The sequence below is a fragment of the Streptomyces sp. NPDC019890 genome (assembly GCF_044903445.1).
GTDB lineage: Bacteria > Actinomycetota > Actinomycetes > Streptomycetales > Streptomycetaceae > Streptomyces.
On the sequence record NZ_JBJDQK010000009.1, the window covers coordinates 119,310 to 134,885 of the forward strand.

Sequence of the window (15,576 nt, forward strand, 5' to 3'; positions counted from 1 at the left end):
GTACGACTGACGCTGGTCAGGCGGCTGTTCGGCCGCCGTGCTACCGAACGGTACCTCCCCCGGCCGCCACTTGGGGAACGGCCGGGGAGGGCCCGAAGTGCCCTGTCAGGCCGTCAATTCTTCGGCCAGGGCACGCAGCGCAAGTCGGTACGAGCCGATTCCGAAGCCCGCAATCGTGCCGCTGGCGATCGCCGCGACGACCGATGTGTGCCGAAATGCCTCTCGTGCGTACGGATTCGAAATGTGCACCTCGATCAGCGGCGCGGTCCGCTGGGCGGCCGCATCACGCATCCCGTACGAATAGTGCGTGAAGGCACCGGGGTTGAGAACGACCGGAATCGAGCCGTCCGCGGCCTCGTGCAGCCAGCGGATCATCTCGCCCTCGTCGTTCGTCTCCCGTACGTCGACCTCGAAGCCGAGCTCCTTGCCGAGCGCCTGGCACGCCTCCACCAGACCGGCGTAGGAGGTCGCGCCGTAGACGTCGGGCTCCCTGGAGCCGAGCCGCCCCAGGTTGGGGCCGTTGAGGACCAGTACCTGACGGGTCATGCGGACACCTCTCCGAACGCGGCCAGCAGGACGGCCGGATCCGGGCCCTCGAGCACGGTCGGCTTGGCGAGTCCGTCGAGCACGATGAACCGGAGCAGGTTGCCGCGCGACTTCTTGTCGACCTTCATGGTCTCCAGAAGCTTGGGCCACTGGTCGCCGCGGTAGGTGAGCGGCAGTCCGACCGACTCGAGGACCGAACGGTGCCGGTCGGCGGTCGCGTCGTCCAACCGCCCCGCGAGACGGCCGAGTTCGGCGGCGAAGACCATGCCGACCGAGACCGCCGCGCCGTGACGCCACTTGTAGCGCTCGTTCTTCTCGATCGCGTGGGCGAGCGTGTGGCCGTAGTTGAGGATCTCGCGAAGTCCGGATTCCTTCAGGTCGTTGGAGACGACCTCCGCCTTGACCCGGATGGAGCGCTCGATCAGCTCGGCCGTGTGCGGCCCGGCCGGTGTGCGAGCGCCCTCGGGGTCCGCCTCGACCAGCTCGAGGATGGCCGGGTCGGCGATGAAGCCCGCCTTGATGATCTCGGCCATGCCACTGACGTAGTCGTGGACGGGGAGCGAGTCCAGCGCGCTGAGGTCGCACAGCACCCCGGCCGGCGGGTGGAAGGCCCCGACGAGGTTCTTGCCCTCGGCGGTGTTGATGCCCGTCTTGCCGCCGACGGCCGCGTCGACCATGGCGAGCACCGTGGTCGGCACGGCGATCCAGCGCACTCCGCGCAGCCAGGTGGCGGCGACGAACCCGGCCAGGTCGGTGGTGGCCCCGCCACCGACCCCGACGATGACATCGCTGCGGGTGAAGCCGGTCTGGCCGAGCGCCTTCCAGCAGTACGCAGCGACCTCGACGGTCTTGGCCTCCTCGGCGTTGGGCACCTGGATGGCCACGGCCTCGTACCCCTGGTCGGCGAGGTCCTGGCGGACTGCCTCACCGGTCTCGGCAAGCGCCTCGGGGTGAATGACCGCCACGCGCCCCCTACCTCCGGCGGGGGGACCCCCAGCCCGGCCGATGAGCCCCGGCAGCTCGCCGAGGAGCTGTCGGCCGACCAGTACCTCGTACGGGTCGGAACCGTCCGTACCGCCGACCTGGATACGGGTCACAGCCTGGTCCGTCATGCCTGCTTCTCCAGCTTCAGGGCGTCGAGGACCGCCTGAGCGACCTCTTCGGGGGTGCGGTCGTCGGTGGCCACGACGGCGCGGGCCACCTCCGTGTACAGCGGGCGGCGGGCGTCCATCAGCTCGCGCCACTGGCGCCGCGGATTGACGGCGAGCAGCGGTCGCGCCTGGTTGAGGCCGACCCGCCTGACCGCCTCCTCCACGTCCAGCGAGAGATAGACGACGGGCAGCCCGGTCAGCAGCTTTCGGGTCGAGTCGTCGAGGATCGCGCCACCGCCGAGGGCGAGCACGCCCCGGTGCTCGGCGACCGCGTCCTGTACGGCCTCCCGCTCGAGCTCACGGAAGTACGGCTCGCCCTCGTCGACGAAGATGTCCGAGATCTCCCGGCCCTGGGCCGCGACGATGTCGGCGTCGGTGTCCCGGTAGGGCACGCCGAGCCGCTGCGCGAGCAGCTCGCCCACCGTGGACTTGCCCGAGCCCATGGGCCCGACCAGGACGATCAGCGGGACGTTCACCGGATGTGGAGGTTGTCGAGGTAGGACTGGACGTTGCGGCGGGTCTCGGTCACGCTGTCGCCGCCGAACTTCTCGCCGACCGCGTCCGCCAGCACCAGCGCGACCATCGCCTCTGCGACGATCCCCGCCGCCGGCACCGCGCACACGTCGGAGCGCTGGTGGTGAGCCTGAGCCACCTCGCCCGTGGCCACATCCACCGTGGCCAGGGCACGCGGCACCGTCGCGATCGGCTTCATCGCCGCCCGTACGCGCAGCAGCTCACCCGTCGACATACCGCCCTCGGTGCCGCCGGAACGGCCCGACGCGCGCCGGATGCCGTCCTCGCCCGGCACGATCTCGTCGTGCGCCTTCGAGCCCGGCACCCGCGCCAGTTCGAACCCGTCCCCGACCTCGACACCCTTGATCGCCTGGATGCCCATCAGGGCGGCAGCGAGTCGAGCGTCGAGACGACGGTCCCAGTGCACATGAGAGCCCAGGCCCACCGGTACTCCGTACGCGAGGACCTCCACCACACCACCCAGGGTGTCGCCGTCCCTGTGCGCCTGGTCGATCTCCGCGACCATCGCCTTCGACGCGTCCGCATCCAGGCAGCGCACCGGATCCGCGTCCAGCTGCTCGACATCGGCCGGGGTCGGGTACACGCCGTACGGAGCCTTCGCCGACGCCAGCTCGATGACGTGGGAGACGATCTCGATCCCGGCGGTCTCCTTCAGGTACGAGCGGGCCACCGCGCCGAGTGCGACGCGCGCTGCCGTCTCGCGGGCGCTCGCCCGCTCCAGGATCGGCCGCGCCTCGTCCAGCGCATACTTCTGCATGCCTGCCAGGTCCGCGTGCCCGGGACGCGGCCGGGTCAGCGGCGCGTTACGCGCCAGCTGAGCGAGCTCGTCCGGATCGACCGGGTCCGCGGCCATGACCTTTTCCCACTTCGGCCACTCCGTGTTGCCCACCATGACCGCAACCGGCGAGCCCATCGTCAGCCCGTGCCGCACCCCGCCCAGGAAGGTGACCTCGTCGCGCTCGAACTTCATCCGTGCGCCGCGCCCATAGCCCAGGCGCCGCCGGGCCAGGTGGTCCGCCACCATCTCCGTGGTGATGGGCACACCGGCGGGAAGACCCTCCAGCGTCGCCACCAGTGCGGGTCCGTGCGACTCCCCCGCCGTCAGCCAACGCAACCTGCTCAACGGTGCTCCTCCTGCTCGCGCCTGGAACTGCGACGGCGCGACCGGGTGCGCGGCCCTGGCCCGCCACCCCCGATCCTCCCACGTCCGGGGCCGTGACCCGGTCTACGGTCCAGCAACCGGACGCCCGTGCGGTCAGTCCCCGTCGCCGTCGGGACGCCTCGGGGGCGCGTACGAGCCGAGATAGTCGGCACCGCGGCCCTGTCCGTACTGCGCGGCGGCATGGATGGGCCGGCCCGCACGGACGGCCCTGCGGTACTGGATCCGGCGCCAGACGTTCACGGCACCGAGATAACCGAACCACGCCACGATCAACGAGAGCACGGTCCACTCGAGCCAGTCCGGCAGCAAGGACAGGATCGCGCGGACGACACTTCCGCCCGCCGACGCCTGCGGCTGCCCGTACTCCATCTGTCCCCCGGTTCATTGCGGATCGAGGGGATCCTAACGGGCCGCGAGCGCCCGCTCCCCGGCGGCCCGCATGGCCGCCAGCGGGGCGGGTGCGCGGCCCGTCATCTGCTCGACCTGGAGTACCGCCTGGTGAACCAGGAGATCGAGGCCACCGACGACGGCTCCGCCCCGTGCGGACCACGCGGCGGCCAAGGCCGTCGGCCACGGCTCGTAGAGCACGTCGAACAGCGTCCCCGGCCGCTCGGGCACCTCGGCTGCGAGGTCGTCCGTGGTGCCGGCCGGGGTGGTGGCGATGACCAGTGGCGCCCGCAGCGCCAGGTCCGCCTCGGCCCAGTCGGCGATATGCACCTCGACGCCGAGCCGCTCGCCCCAACCGCGCATTTCGTCGGCTCTGGCGGCGCTGCGGACATACGCGGTGACCGGTCCCGTACAGATCCGCGAGAGCGCGGCGAGCGCGGACGAAGCCGTCGCTCCGGCGCCCAGCACGGCGGCCGAGTCGACCTTGTCGACTCCGCGCTCGCGCAGCGCGGCGATCATGCCGGGGATATCGGTGTTGTCGCCGATGCGGCGGCCGTCATCGGTGAAGACGACGGTGTTGACGGCCTCCACCGAGGCCGCGGTGTCGCTGATGCCGTCGAGCAGCGGCAGGATCGCGCGCTTGAGCGGCATGGTCAGCGAAAGACCGGCCCAGGAGCCGTCGAGCCCGTCCAGGAACCCGGGCAGCGCGGCCTCGTCCACCTCGAACCGGTCGTACGACCAGTGGGTGAGGCCGAGTTCCGCGTAAGCCGCGCGGTGCAGCACCGGGGAGAGCGAGTGGGCGATCGGCGATCCAAGAACCGCCGCCCGCCGCGTCGGAGTGCTCACTGGCCGTTCTTCTCCTGCTGTGCTTCGTACTTCTTGCGGTTGGCCTCGTGCTCCTCGTTGGTGACCGCGAAGAGCGTCCTGTCCTCGGTGACGGACACGAAGTAGTACCACGGGCCAGGCGTGGGCTTCAGAGCCGCGTTGAAGGCGACCTGGCCCGGGTTCCCGATCGGTCCCGGCGGCAGCCCCTTGATCTTGTACGTGTTGTACGGATCCTTGATCTTCCGCAGATTGTCGACGGCACCGAGGTCGAGCTTGCTGTCGTTCTTGATGTAGTTGATCGTCGAGTCGAACTCCAGCCGCCCGACCGTCTCGGCGTTGTTGGGCTTGAGCCGGTTGTAGACGACCCGCGAGACCTTGACGAAGTCGTGTTTGTACTTGCCCTCGGCCTGGACGAGGCTGGCGACGGTGATCACCTGGAGCGGCGACTTCAGGCCCAGCCTGGCGGCCTCGGCCTTGAGGTCCGTCTTTCCGAACTCCTCGTTGGCGCGGGTCACCATCTTCCGCAGTACGTCCTCGGGCTTCATGCCCTTGGCGACGGGATAGCTCGCCGGGAACAGGAAGCCTTCGAGCGGATCCTTGATGTCCGGGTTGTCGTCGGCCCAGGACGGCAGGCCGAGCTTCTTGGCGTTGGCCTCGGCGGCAGCCTTGGTGGTGCCGGCCTTGACCTCGAGGCGCTTGTCGATCTGTTCGTAGACCCAGAGATTGCGTTTGCCCTCGGGAATGATCAGGTTGTTGCGGCTGACCGGGTCGAGCATCAACGCGAAGGCGCTCGCTCCCGACATCTGCTTCTTCAGGAGGTAGACGCCCGCCTGGACCGACTTGCCCTTGGGGTCGTTGTTGGCCGCCGCGACGAAGGCACCCGCGCTCTTGACGACACCGGCCTCCTTGAGGATGGCACCGATCTCGCTCAGACCCGCGCCTTTGGGGATCTCGACCTGCGCCGAGCCGGATCCCTTGCCCGCGTAGTCCTCGGGCGCACCGAACTGGCCCTGCCAGAACTGGTAGCCGAAGTAGCCGACGCCGCCCAGGCCGCCCGTCAGGACGAGCGCGACGACCAGGCAGGCGCAGCCGTTCTTGCTCTTCTTCTTGGTCTTGCCTCGGCGCTCGCGGCCGCCGCCCCGGCGCGACTCCTTCGGGTCGTCGTCGTACTCGCTGTCGTCGTCACGGCCGTCGTCGCCGGTGAAGAAGGGGTGGGTCTCCTCCTGCTGCGCCTCGGCCTCCCAGTCCGTCTCCGGCTCCGGCGCGCGCCGGCCGGGAGGCTGCGGCGGCGGGTAGGCCTCGGGGGTGGCGTAGTAGTCGGCTTCCTGCTGGCTGCCGTAGCCGGGCTGCTGGCCGCCGTAGGGGTCGGCGGGATTCGCTCCGTACGGCATGGCGGCGTGCTGGCCCGTGTCCCAGCCGCCGTTGTACTGCTGCTGGGGGTACTGCTGCTGAGGGTATTGCGGCGCCTGCTGGGGATACTGCTGCGGCTGCTGGGCGTACTGCTGCTGATCGTTGTACTGCTGCTGGTACGGATCCTGGGTGCCATACTGCTGCGGCTGCTGCGGGTACTGCTGCTGCGGCTGGCCGCCGTACGGACTCTGGCCGGCTGCGGCCTGCTGTCCTTCCCATCCCTGGTCCCCGTACAAAGGGTCCTCGGGATGCCACGGTTCGGAGCCGGGGCTCCGGCCATACTCAGTCATCGATCCCCTAGGGCCGCGAGGCAGGTATCGCACGGTCCCGCCTCTTTGCTGTGCGGCAGCTGTTCGAACACCGCCGCATCGCGCGGAACGTTACCGTATCGCGATCAGACAACCTGTTAGACGCCCTCACCCGGTGCCTCCCCAGACGCCCGTTCGGACTCCAGAGCGTTCTGGAGGATCACCACAGCGGCAGCCTGGTCGATGACGGAACGGCCCTTTTTGGACTTAACCCCCGAGGCGCGCAGCCCCTGACTGGCCGTCACTGTGGTCATCCTCTCGTCGACCAGTCGGACCGGCGTGGGGGCGACATTGCGGGCGAACTCTTGTGCGAATGCCCGGATCTTCACCGCGGCCGGGCCCTCCCCGCCGCTGAGCGAGCGGGGCAGGCCGACCACGACCTCGATCGGTTCGTACTCCTCGACGAGCTGCTTCAGCCGCCGGTGGGCGGCCGGGACATCACGTCCCGGCACGGTCTCCACCGGAGTGGCGAGGACCCCGTCGGGGTCGCACGAGGCGACCCCGATACGGGCGTCCCCGACATCGAGCGCAAGGCGACGGCCCCTGCGCATCAGGCCGTCTCGGTGACGAGACGCTCGACGGCGGCCACGGCGTCACCGATGGCGTCCGGGTTCTGGCCGCCGCCCTGGGCGACGTCCGGCTTGCCGCCACCGCCGCCGCCGAGGGTCTTGGCGGCGGTACGGACCAGGTCACCGGCCTTGAGACCGCGCTCGCGGGCGGCCTCGTTGGTGGCGATGACGGTCAGCGGGCGGCCGTTGGCGACGGTGAGCAGGGCCACGACGGCAGGGCGGTCACCCTGGATGCGGCCGCGTACGTCGAGGACCAGCTTGCGCAGGTCGTCGGCGGAGGTGCCGTCCGGCACCTGACCGGTGACCAGGGCCACGCCCCGTACGTCCTTGGCGCCCGAGGCGAGACCGGCGGCGGCGGCGAGCACCTTCTCCGCGCGGAACTTCTCGATCTCCTTCTCGGCGTCCTTCAGCTTGGCGAGCATGCCCGAGATCTTCTCGGGGAGCTCCTCGGGACGGCCCTTGACCAGCTCCTGGAGCTGGGCGACGACCGTGTGCTCCCTGGCGAGGAAGTTGTAGGCGTCGACGCCGACGAGGGCTTCGATACGGCGCACACCGGAGCCGATCGAGGACTCGCCGAGCAGCTTCACCAGTCCCAGCTGGGCGGTGTTGTGGACGTGCGTGCCGCCGCACAGCTCCTTGGAGAAGTCGCCGATGGTGACGACGCGCACTCGCTCGCCGTACTTCTCGCCGAACTCGGCGATGGCGCCCTGCTTCTTGGCTTCGTCGATGCTCATGATCTCGGCCTGGACGTCGAGTTCACGGGCGAGCACTTCGTTGATCTTCTGCTCGACGTCGGTGAGGACCGTGCCGGGTACGGCGGCGGGCGAGCCGAAGTCGAAGCGGAAGCGGCCGGGCGAGTTCTCCGAACCGGCCTGGGCGGCGGTCGGGCCGAGGGCGTCACGCAGCGCCTGGTGTGTGAGGTGCGTGGCGCTGTGGGCGCGGGCGATGGCGCGGCGGCGCCTGATGTCGATGGCGGCGTAGGCGGAGGCCCCGACCGTCACCTCGCCGACCTGCACCGAGCCCTTGTGCACGGAGACGCCGGGGACCGGCTGCTGCACGTCCCGGACCTCGATGACGGCGCCCGTGTCGAGCTTGATGCGGCCCTGGTCGGCGAGCTGACCGCCGCCCTCGGCGTAGAAGGGGGTGCGGTCGAGTACGACCTCGACCTCGTCGCCCTCGGTGGCGGCGGGCGACGGGACTCCGTCGACCAGCAGGCCGACGACGGTGGCCTCGCCCTCGGTGTAGTTGTAGCCGGTGAACTGCGTGGAGCCGGCGGTGTCGGCGACCTCGCGATAGGCGGACAGGTCGGCGTGACCGGTCTTCTTGGCCCTGGCGTCGGCCTTGGCGCGCTCCCGCTGCTCCTTCATCAGACGGCGGAAGCCGTCCTCGTCCACCGACAGGCCCTGCTCGGCGGCCATCTCCAGGGTGAGGTCGATCGGGAAGCCCCAGGTGTCGTGGAGCAGGAAGGCCTTGTCGCCGGGGAGTACCGTGCCACCGGCGGCCTTGGTCTCGGTGACGGCGGTGTCGAGGATGTTGGTGCCGCCCTTGAGGGCCTTGAGGAAGGCGGCCTCCTCGGCGAGGGCGACGCTCTCGATCCGCTTGCGGTCGGTGATCAGCTCCGGGTACTGCTGGCCCATCGTCTTGATCACGACGTCGATGAGGTCGGCGACGACCGGGCCGGTGGCGCCCATCAGCCGCATGTTGCGGATGGCGCGGCGCATGATGCGGCGCAGCACATAGCCGCGGCCCTCGTTGCCGGGGGTGACGCCGTCGCCGATGAGCATCACGGACGTACGGATGTGGTCGGCGACCACACGCAGCGAGACGTCGGCGTCGTGCTTGTCGCCGTAGCGCACGCCCGTCAGCTCGGTGGCCTTGTCCATGACGACGCGCAGGGTGTCGGTCTCGTACATGTTCTGTACGCCCTGCAGGATCATGGCGAGGCGCTCGAGGCCGAGGCCGGTGTCGATGTTCTTGGAGGGCAGGTCGCCGAGGATCGGGAAGTCCTCCTTGCCCTCGCCGGCGCCGCGCTCGTACTGCATGAAGACCAGGTTCCAGATCTCCACGTAGCGCTCGTCGTTGACGGCCGGGCCGCCCTCGACGCCGAACTCCGGGCCCCGGTCGTAGTTGATCTCCGAGCAGGGGCCACAGGGGCCGGGGACGCCCATGGACCAGAAGTTGTCCTTCTTGCCCAGGCGCTGGATGCGCTCGGCCGGGACGCCGATCTTGTCGCGCCAGATCGACTCGGCCTCGTCGTCGTCGAGGTAGACGGTGATCCACAGGCGCTCGGGGTCGAGACCGTAACCGCCGTCCTCCACGGAGCCGGTGAGGAGCTCCCAGGCGAGGGTGATGGCCCCTTCCTTGAAGTAGTCCCCGAAGGAGAAGTTGCCGCACATCTGGAAGAACGTGCCGTGCCGGGTGGTCTTGCCGACCTCTTCGATGTCCGGTGTACGCACGCACTTCTGCACGCTGGTGGCGCGCGGGGCGGGCGGCTTGGCCTCTCCCAGGAAATACGGCTTGAAGGGGACCATGCCCGCGTTGACCAGCAACAGAGTCGGGTCGTCCGCGATGAGCGACGCCGAAGGGACGACGGTGTGCCCGCGCTCCTCGAAGAAGCTCAGCCAGCGGCGGCGAATTTCAGCCGACTCCATCAGTGGTCCTCATTCCGGTTGTTCGAGTTGTAGGAGTGCTTGTTGTAGGACGGCTTGGCCTGGTCGATCGCAGCCATGCGCCGCTGCCTCGGCAGTTCGGCCTCGCGCGCTCCCTCCAGGCCGAGCGCTTCGCCCAGTTCGGCCTCGCGCTGGACCATGCCGGCCCTGACGTCGAGTGCGAAGTCCTTGAGCCGGTGGCCCGCGTCGATCGCCTTGTTCGCGGCCTGCGCGGCGAGGCTCTCGGGGGTCAGCTGCCTGAGCTTGCGGTTGACCTTGGTGGTGGCCCAGACGCCGGCTGCGGCGCCTGCGGTGAACCAGAACGTACGGCGGAACATCGCGCCTAGCCTTTCCCCTTCTTACGCCGGGCGGCCGGCACCGTACGGCCGACGATCACCGTTCGACGGGACTCCGCGGCGGGCATGTCGTCGCTCTTGCGGCTCAGGGCCCGGCGTACGCCGTACCCGAACGCGGCGACCTTGACCAGCGGGCCGCCGAAGGTCGAGGCCACCGTCGTGGAGAGCGCGGAGGCGTTGGAGGTGACCTCCTGGACGTCCGTCGCGATGGCGTCCACCCGGTCGAGCTGGGTCTGTGCGGTGCGCAACGTCGCGGAGGCGTCGGCGAGCAACGGCACTGCCTGCTCGGTCACGTCCGCCACGAGTTTGGTAGTCGCCCGGAGCGTCTGGGCCAGCCTCACCAGCACCACTGCGAGGAAGGAGACCAGGATCGCCCAGAAGACGGCCACCAGGATCCCGGCAACCTCTCCACCGGTCACTCTGCACCGCTCTCTGCTCGTCGATGGATACCTCGAAAATCGTCCTCCGACCCTATCGCGCCCAGGGTCGCACCCCCTACCGCATTCCCCTGGGCCGGCAGCGCTCCGTACACCCGACGGACCCGGAAACGCGAGAGCCCGCCGGCTCCCCCACCGAAAGGGCGGGGAAGCGGCGGGCGGAAGCGCTGAGCGCTACGCCTGGATCAGCGGGCGTAGTACTCGACGACCAGCTGCTCGTCGCAGATGACCGGAACTTCCTTGCGGTTCGGGTCACGGTCCAGGCGGAACGCCAGGGCCTTCAGGTTGACCTGCAGGTAGCGCGGGGTCTCGCCGTCGGCGGCGAAGCCACCCTCGCGCGCAACCTGGAAGAGGGCCTTGTCGCGGGAGCGCTCGCGGACCATCACGACGTCGTCGGGACGGACGCGGAAGGACGGCTTGTCGACCTTGCCGCCGTTGACCTCGATGTGGCCGTGGACGACCATCTGACGGGCCTGGTAGATGGTGCGGGCGATGCCCGAACGCAGGACCAGGGCGTCGAGGCGGCGCTCGAGCTCGATGACCAGCGCCTCGCCCGTCTTGCCCTCGGCCTTACGGGCGCGGTCGTAGGCGCGCGCCATCTGGCGCTCGCTGATGTCGTACTGGGCGCGCAGACGCTGCTTCTCGAGCAGACGGACCTTGTAGTCCGAGTTCTGCTTGCGGCCACGGCCGTGCTCGCCCGGCGGGTAGGGGCGGGCTTCGAAGTACTTGACGGCCTTAGGCGTCAGCGCGATACCGAGCGCGCGAGACTTCTTGACCTTGGGACGCGACTGGTTAGGCACGTTCTCCAGACCTCCGTTGTAGGTTAGGTTAGGCTCACCTTACTCAAGGAGATCGCATGTCTCGCCCTGGGAACACCAAGCGCATCACGGACAGCACAAAGAACGTCGATGCATCTGAAGGCATCGAGGCGACGGAGGTCCGATCAGCTCATGGTCAGCCGCGTCCCAGCGGGCTTGAAATCGCGCGGATGCCGTCAGCAGCCGAGCGCACACGAACTCTCGTACAGAGTACATGCTCCGCGGTGCTGCTCATCCCGGGGGTCGAGGCCGCACGCCCCGAGCAGCCGACGCCGCTGGCCCGGGCCGTGGGCACGGACGGCGAGGTCTTCCTGCTGTTTCCGGCCGACTCACCGGCCGTGCGCGCCGCCACACACGCCCAGGACGACGAGCTCTCCGCTGTGCTGGAGATCACCGATGTCGCGCCGGTCTCGGTGCCCCAGCGTATCCGCGGCCGCGCCTGGGTCTCCGGCTGGCTCACCTGCGTGCCCGGCCTCGCGGAGCCCGGCGGCATGATGCTGCGGCTCGAGGTGGGCGATCTGTACGTGGACGACCTGTGGGGCGCCTCGGGCGTCGAGCCGGAGGACTTCGCGCGGGCGTCCGTCGACCCACTCGTCGCACACGAGACGGAGCTGCTTCAGCATCTGCACTCCGCGCACGGCGACCAGGTGCAGGGGCTGTGCGAACTGCTCGGCGAGAGGGCGGACGGGGCGTGCGCGAAGGATCGGCGGGCGGTCCCGCTGGCGCTGGACCGGTTCGGGCTGCGGGTGCGCTTCGTCGGCGAGCGGTGCTTCGACGCGCGCTTCGACTTCCCCACGCCGGTGCGCGACATCACCGAACTGCGCCGGGCCATGCGCACGCTCTTCGAGGCCGCCTCGCACACATCCGGCCCGTCCGGCGATTAGAGGAGGGACCGGGCGTCCGAGGCCCGGCTACTCCCCACGCAGCCGCTCGCGGACCTTCTCCACCACGTCCGCGTACCGCGCCTCCGCGCCGTACCGCGTCGGTTCGTAGTACCGCTTGCCCCGCACCGCGTCCGGGGCGTACTGCTGCGCGGCGATCCCGCCCGGCACGTCGTGCGGATAGACATAGCCCTGGGCATGACCGAGCTTGGCCGCGCCCTTGTAGTGGCCGTCGCGCAGATGCGGCGGGACCGCGCCGGCGAGACCGGCCCGCACATCGGCGAGAGCCGCTCCGATCGCCGTCGTAGCGGCATTCGACTTCGGGGCCAGTGCCAGCGCGATGGTGGCGTGGCTGAGGGTGAGCGCGGCCTCGGGGAAGCCGATCATGGCCACGGCCTGGGCGGCGGCGACCGCGGTCGGCAGGGCCGTCGGGTCGGCGAGTCCGATGTCCTCGCTGGCCGAGATCATCAGCCGCCGGGCAATGAAGCGCGGGTCCTCCCCCGCCTCGATCATCCGGGCCAGATAGTGCAGTGCCGCGTCCACGTCGGAGCCGCGGATGGACTTGATCAGGGCGCTCGCCACGTCGTAGTGCTGATCGCCGTCCCGGTCGTACTTCACCGCGGCGCGGTCGACCGTCTCCTCCAGAGTCTGGAGGCTGATCTCCTTCTCGCCCTTGTCGAGCGCGGCGCCGGCGCCCGCCTCCAGCGCGGTCAGTGCCCGGCGGGCGTCGCCGCCCGCGATCCGCAGCAGATGCGCCTCGGAGTCCTCGGGCAGCGCGACGGCACCTCCCAGGCCCCGCTCCTCTGTGAGCGCGCGGCGCAGCAGTCCGCTCAGGGCCTCGTCGGTGAGCGACTCCAGCGTGAGCAGCAGGGAGCGGGAGAGCAGTGGGGAGATGATCGAGAAGTACGGATTCTCGGTGGTGGCGGCGATCAGTGTCACCCAGCGGTTCTCCACGGCGGGCAGCAGGGAGTCCTGCTGGGCCTTGGAGAAGCGGTGGATCTCGTCGAGGAAGAGGACGGTCTCCTTGCCGAAGCCGCCCGCGGCCCGGCGGGCGCCGTCGATGACCGCCCGTACTTCCTTCACGCCCGCAGTGATCGCGGAGAGCTCGACAAAGCGCTTGTTGGTCGCTTTGGAGACGACGTACGCGAGGGTCGTCTTGCCGATGCCCGGCGGGCCCCAGAGGATCACCGAGGACGGTCCGGCCGGGCCGCCGCCGCCCTCGCCGACCAGTCGGCGCAGCGGCGATCCGGGCTTCAACAGATGCTGCTGACCGACGACTTCGTCGAGGGTGCGCGGGCGCATCCGTACGGCCAGGGGGCTGCTGGACGGATCCTTCTCCTGGCGTTCTTCCGCTGCGGCGGTAAAGAGGTCGGGCTCCACGCTGTGAAGCCTATGCCAGGGGTCTGACAGTGCCCCGTGGCCGGGTCAGCTGGTCCAGAAGTCCCACCAGCGGGTCAGGATCAGCATCCCGATGATCCCGATCCACAGCACCGGCGGCACCCAGTGGAACTCCAGCAGTGCCTTGCGCAGCCCCTGAGGGACCTTGATGATCCGGTGTTTGATGTTGTGCACCGTGACGTAGCAGAACATCACGATCGTGGCGACCCACGCCAGCGAGCACCACAGGCACAGCGAGTTGATCTCGTACAGCGACTGGTACTGCAGCCAGGTGCAGAACCCCACGCCGAACAGACAGCCGGCATTGAGGCCCAGCCAGTACCAGCGGCGGTACCGCGCCCCCGCCAGCAGCGCCACCCCGATCGCGATCACCATCGAGTACGCAACAAGCCCCAGCATCGGATTCGGGAACCCGAACGCCGACGCCTGCTCGCTCTTCATGATGTTCCCGCAGGAAACGACCGGATTCAGACTGCACCCCGGCGTGAAACTGGGGTCTTCCAGCAGCTTGAACTTGTCGATCGTGATCACCCACGAAGCCAGCAGACCCGCCGCCCCCGTGATCACGAGCAGCCAGGCGAAGGGGCGGCTGCCGCCGATCGTGCCCTTGGAGCCGTTGTCCTGCTCGGAGGACACGTCGTCTACCGCTGCAGTCGTCATATCGCCGTTCCGTCGCTAAGTGGCCTGCTGGGGCACGGTCATTCTGCCGCACCGGTACCCGTGCCCACCGTTCGATGGACATAAGGAAGTACGTACGGTCGTACCGCAGGACTCAGCGTGGCCGGGTCGCCGGCTCGGGGAGCTGGCTCGGGGAAGCGTGAGGGAAAGGCCGCGGCCCGGGTGCGCCATGCGCACCCGGGCCGGTCCTGGCTACGACGTCAGACCAGGCGTGAGCGCAGTGTGTCGACCACCGCGTCCAGCGCCACCGGCGACTGCTCGCCGGACTCCATGTCCTTCAGCTGGACCATGCCCTCCGCCAGATCGCGCTCACCGGCGACGAGCGCGAACCGCGCGCCGCTCCGGTTGGCACTCTTCATGGCACCCTTCAGGCCCTTCCCGCCGTACGAGAAGTCCGCCGCCACGCCCGCCCTGCGCAGCTCGGTCACCACGCCGAACAGCACGCGCCGCGCCTCCTCGCCCAGCGGCACCGCGAACACACTCGTGGCGGCGGGGAGTTCGAGCTCGATGCCCTCCGCCTCGAGCGCCAGGACCGTACGGTCCACGCCCAGTGCCCAGCCGACCGACGGCAGCGCCGGGCCGCCGATCATCTCGGAGAGGCCGTCGTAGCGGCCGCCGCCGCCCACCGCGGACTGGGAGCCGAGACCGTCGTGGACGAACTCGAACGTCGTGCGCGTGTAGTAGTCGAGGCCGCGCACCAGCTTCTCGTCGTCCTCGTACGCAACACCCGCCGCGGTCAGCAGCTCGCGCACCTCCTCGTGGTACGCCTTGCACGCATCGCACAGGTAGTCGCGCAGCATGGGCGCGCCCACCAGCTGCTTCTGGACCTCCAAACGCTTGTCGTCGAGGACCCGCAGCGGGTTGATGTCGACGCGGCGCCGGGTGTCCTCGTCCAGGTCGAGCCCGCGCAGGAAGCCCTGGAGCGCGTCCCGGTAGACGGGCCGGCACTCCTTGTCGCCCAGCGAGTTCAGCAGGATGCGGAAGGTGCGCAGGCCGAGCGAGCGGTACGCCTGGTCGGCCAGGATGATCAGCTCGGCGTCGAGCGCCGGGTCCTCCGCGCCGATCGCCTCGGCGCCGACCTGCGAGAAGTGCCTGTAGCGGCCCTTCTGCGGGCGCTCGTAGCGGTAGTACGAGCCCGAGTACCAGAGCTTGACCGGCAGATTGCCGATCCGGTGCAGATTGGCCTCCAGCGCCGCGCGCAGCACCGACGCGGTGCCCTCCGGCCGCAGCGCGAGCTTGTCGCCGCCCTTGGTCTCGAAGGCGTACATCTCCTTGGTCACGATGTCGGTGGACTCACCGACACCGCGCGCGAACAGTTCGACGTCCTCGAAACCGGGCGTCTCGATGTAGCCGTAGCCGGAGTTCTTCAGCGGCGCGGAGATCGCCTCGCGCACCGCCAGATACTTCGCGGAGTCCGGCGGGATCAGGTCGTACGTGCCCTTGGGGGCCTGAAAGGTGCTCACGGAAT

The 15,576-nt window shown here is 69.6% G+C and carries 16 protein-coding genes; 1 reads left to right on the forward strand and 15 read right to left on the reverse strand.

Annotation, left to right across the window (positions count from 1 at the left end):
* Positions 1-105: 105 nt before the first annotated feature.
* The 12 genes from aroQ to rpsD all read right to left on the reverse strand — a co-directional run bounded on the left by aroQ (position 106) and on the right by rpsD (position 11,133).
* Positions 106-546 (reverse strand): type II 3-dehydroquinate dehydratase, encoded by a 441-nt coding sequence (gene aroQ, locus ACI2LP_RS24085; protein WP_404726577.1) that lies wholly within the window; start codon positions 544-546, stop codon positions 106-108.
* Complete coding sequence (gene aroB / locus ACI2LP_RS24090; RefSeq protein ID WP_404726578.1) at positions 543-1,658, reverse strand: 3-dehydroquinate synthase; 1,116 nt, start codon at positions 1,656-1,658, stop codon at positions 543-545. The genes aroQ and aroB overlap by 4 nt, the downstream gene beginning before the upstream one ends.
* The gene (locus ACI2LP_RS24095) at positions 1,655-2,173 is read right to left on the reverse strand and encodes a shikimate kinase (protein WP_404726579.1); all 519 of its coding nucleotides are present in this window, start codon (positions 2,171-2,173) and stop codon (positions 1,655-1,657) included. The genes aroB and ACI2LP_RS24095 overlap by 4 nt, the downstream gene beginning before the upstream one ends.
* Positions 2,170-3,354 (reverse strand): chorismate synthase, encoded by a 1,185-nt coding sequence (gene aroC, locus ACI2LP_RS24100; protein ID WP_404726580.1) that lies wholly within the window; start codon positions 3,352-3,354, stop codon positions 2,170-2,172. The genes ACI2LP_RS24095 and aroC overlap by 4 nt, the downstream gene beginning before the upstream one ends.
* Positions 3,355-3,486: 132 nt before the next feature.
* Positions 3,487-3,762, reverse strand: coding sequence for a hypothetical protein (locus ACI2LP_RS24105; RefSeq protein ID WP_404726581.1), 276 nt, complete (start codon positions 3,760-3,762; stop codon positions 3,487-3,489).
* Between the two features lie 33 nt (positions 3,763-3,795).
* The gene (locus ACI2LP_RS24110) at positions 3,796-4,626 is read right to left on the reverse strand and encodes a shikimate dehydrogenase (RefSeq protein WP_404726582.1); all 831 of its coding nucleotides are present in this window, start codon (positions 4,624-4,626) and stop codon (positions 3,796-3,798) included.
* Positions 4,623-6,305: an endolytic transglycosylase MltG gene (mltG, locus tag ACI2LP_RS24115; protein ID WP_404726583.1), complete on the reverse strand. Its 1,683-nt coding sequence runs from the start codon at positions 6,303-6,305 to the stop codon at positions 4,623-4,625. The genes ACI2LP_RS24110 and mltG overlap by 4 nt, the downstream gene beginning before the upstream one ends.
* Positions 6,306-6,421: 116 nt before the next feature.
* Positions 6,422-6,874 (reverse strand): Holliday junction resolvase RuvX, encoded by a 453-nt coding sequence (gene ruvX / locus ACI2LP_RS24120; protein WP_404726584.1) that lies wholly within the window; start codon positions 6,872-6,874, stop codon positions 6,422-6,424.
* Positions 6,874-9,543, reverse strand: a complete 2,670-nt coding sequence (alaS, locus tag ACI2LP_RS24125) for an alanine--tRNA ligase (protein WP_404726585.1) — start codon at positions 9,541-9,543, stop codon at positions 6,874-6,876. The genes ruvX and alaS overlap by 1 nt, the downstream gene beginning before the upstream one ends.
* Positions 9,543-9,878 (reverse strand): DUF6167 family protein, encoded by a 336-nt coding sequence (locus ACI2LP_RS24130; protein WP_404726586.1) that lies wholly within the window; start codon positions 9,876-9,878, stop codon positions 9,543-9,545. The genes alaS and ACI2LP_RS24130 overlap by 1 nt, the downstream gene beginning before the upstream one ends.
* Before the next feature lie 5 nt (positions 9,879-9,883).
* The gene (locus tag ACI2LP_RS24135; RefSeq protein WP_404726587.1) at positions 9,884-10,315 is read right to left on the reverse strand and encodes a DUF948 domain-containing protein; all 432 of its coding nucleotides are present in this window, start codon (positions 10,313-10,315) and stop codon (positions 9,884-9,886) included.
* 203 nt (positions 10,316-10,518) lie between these two features.
* Positions 10,519-11,133: a 30S ribosomal protein S4 gene (gene rpsD, locus ACI2LP_RS24140; protein ID WP_360882279.1), complete on the reverse strand. Its 615-nt coding sequence runs from the start codon at positions 11,131-11,133 to the stop codon at positions 10,519-10,521.
* 188 nt (positions 11,134-11,321) lie between these two features.
* On the opposite strand from rpsD, the gene ACI2LP_RS24145 reads away from it, so the two are divergent.
* The gene (locus ACI2LP_RS24145) at positions 11,322-12,035 is read left to right on the forward strand and encodes a DUF2470 domain-containing protein (RefSeq protein ID WP_404726588.1); all 714 of its coding nucleotides are present in this window, start codon (positions 11,322-11,324) and stop codon (positions 12,033-12,035) included.
* Between the two features lie 27 nt (positions 12,036-12,062).
* Here the strand turns inward: ACI2LP_RS24145 and ACI2LP_RS24150 are convergent, their stop codons facing one another.
* The 3 genes from ACI2LP_RS24150 to hisS form a co-directional block, all read right to left on the reverse strand.
* Positions 12,063-13,412 (reverse strand): replication-associated recombination protein A, encoded by a 1,350-nt coding sequence (locus ACI2LP_RS24150; protein WP_404726589.1) that lies wholly within the window; start codon positions 13,410-13,412, stop codon positions 12,063-12,065.
* 45 nt (positions 13,413-13,457) lie between these two features.
* The gene (locus tag ACI2LP_RS24155; RefSeq protein ID WP_404726590.1) at positions 13,458-14,090 is read right to left on the reverse strand and encodes a vitamin K epoxide reductase family protein; all 633 of its coding nucleotides are present in this window, start codon (positions 14,088-14,090) and stop codon (positions 13,458-13,460) included.
* Between the two features lie 218 nt (positions 14,091-14,308).
* On the reverse strand, positions 14,309-15,571 hold the full coding sequence (gene hisS, locus ACI2LP_RS24160; RefSeq protein WP_404726591.1) for a histidine--tRNA ligase: 1,263 nt from the start codon (positions 15,569-15,571) through the stop codon (positions 14,309-14,311).
* Positions 15,572-15,576 lie beyond the last annotated feature (5 nt).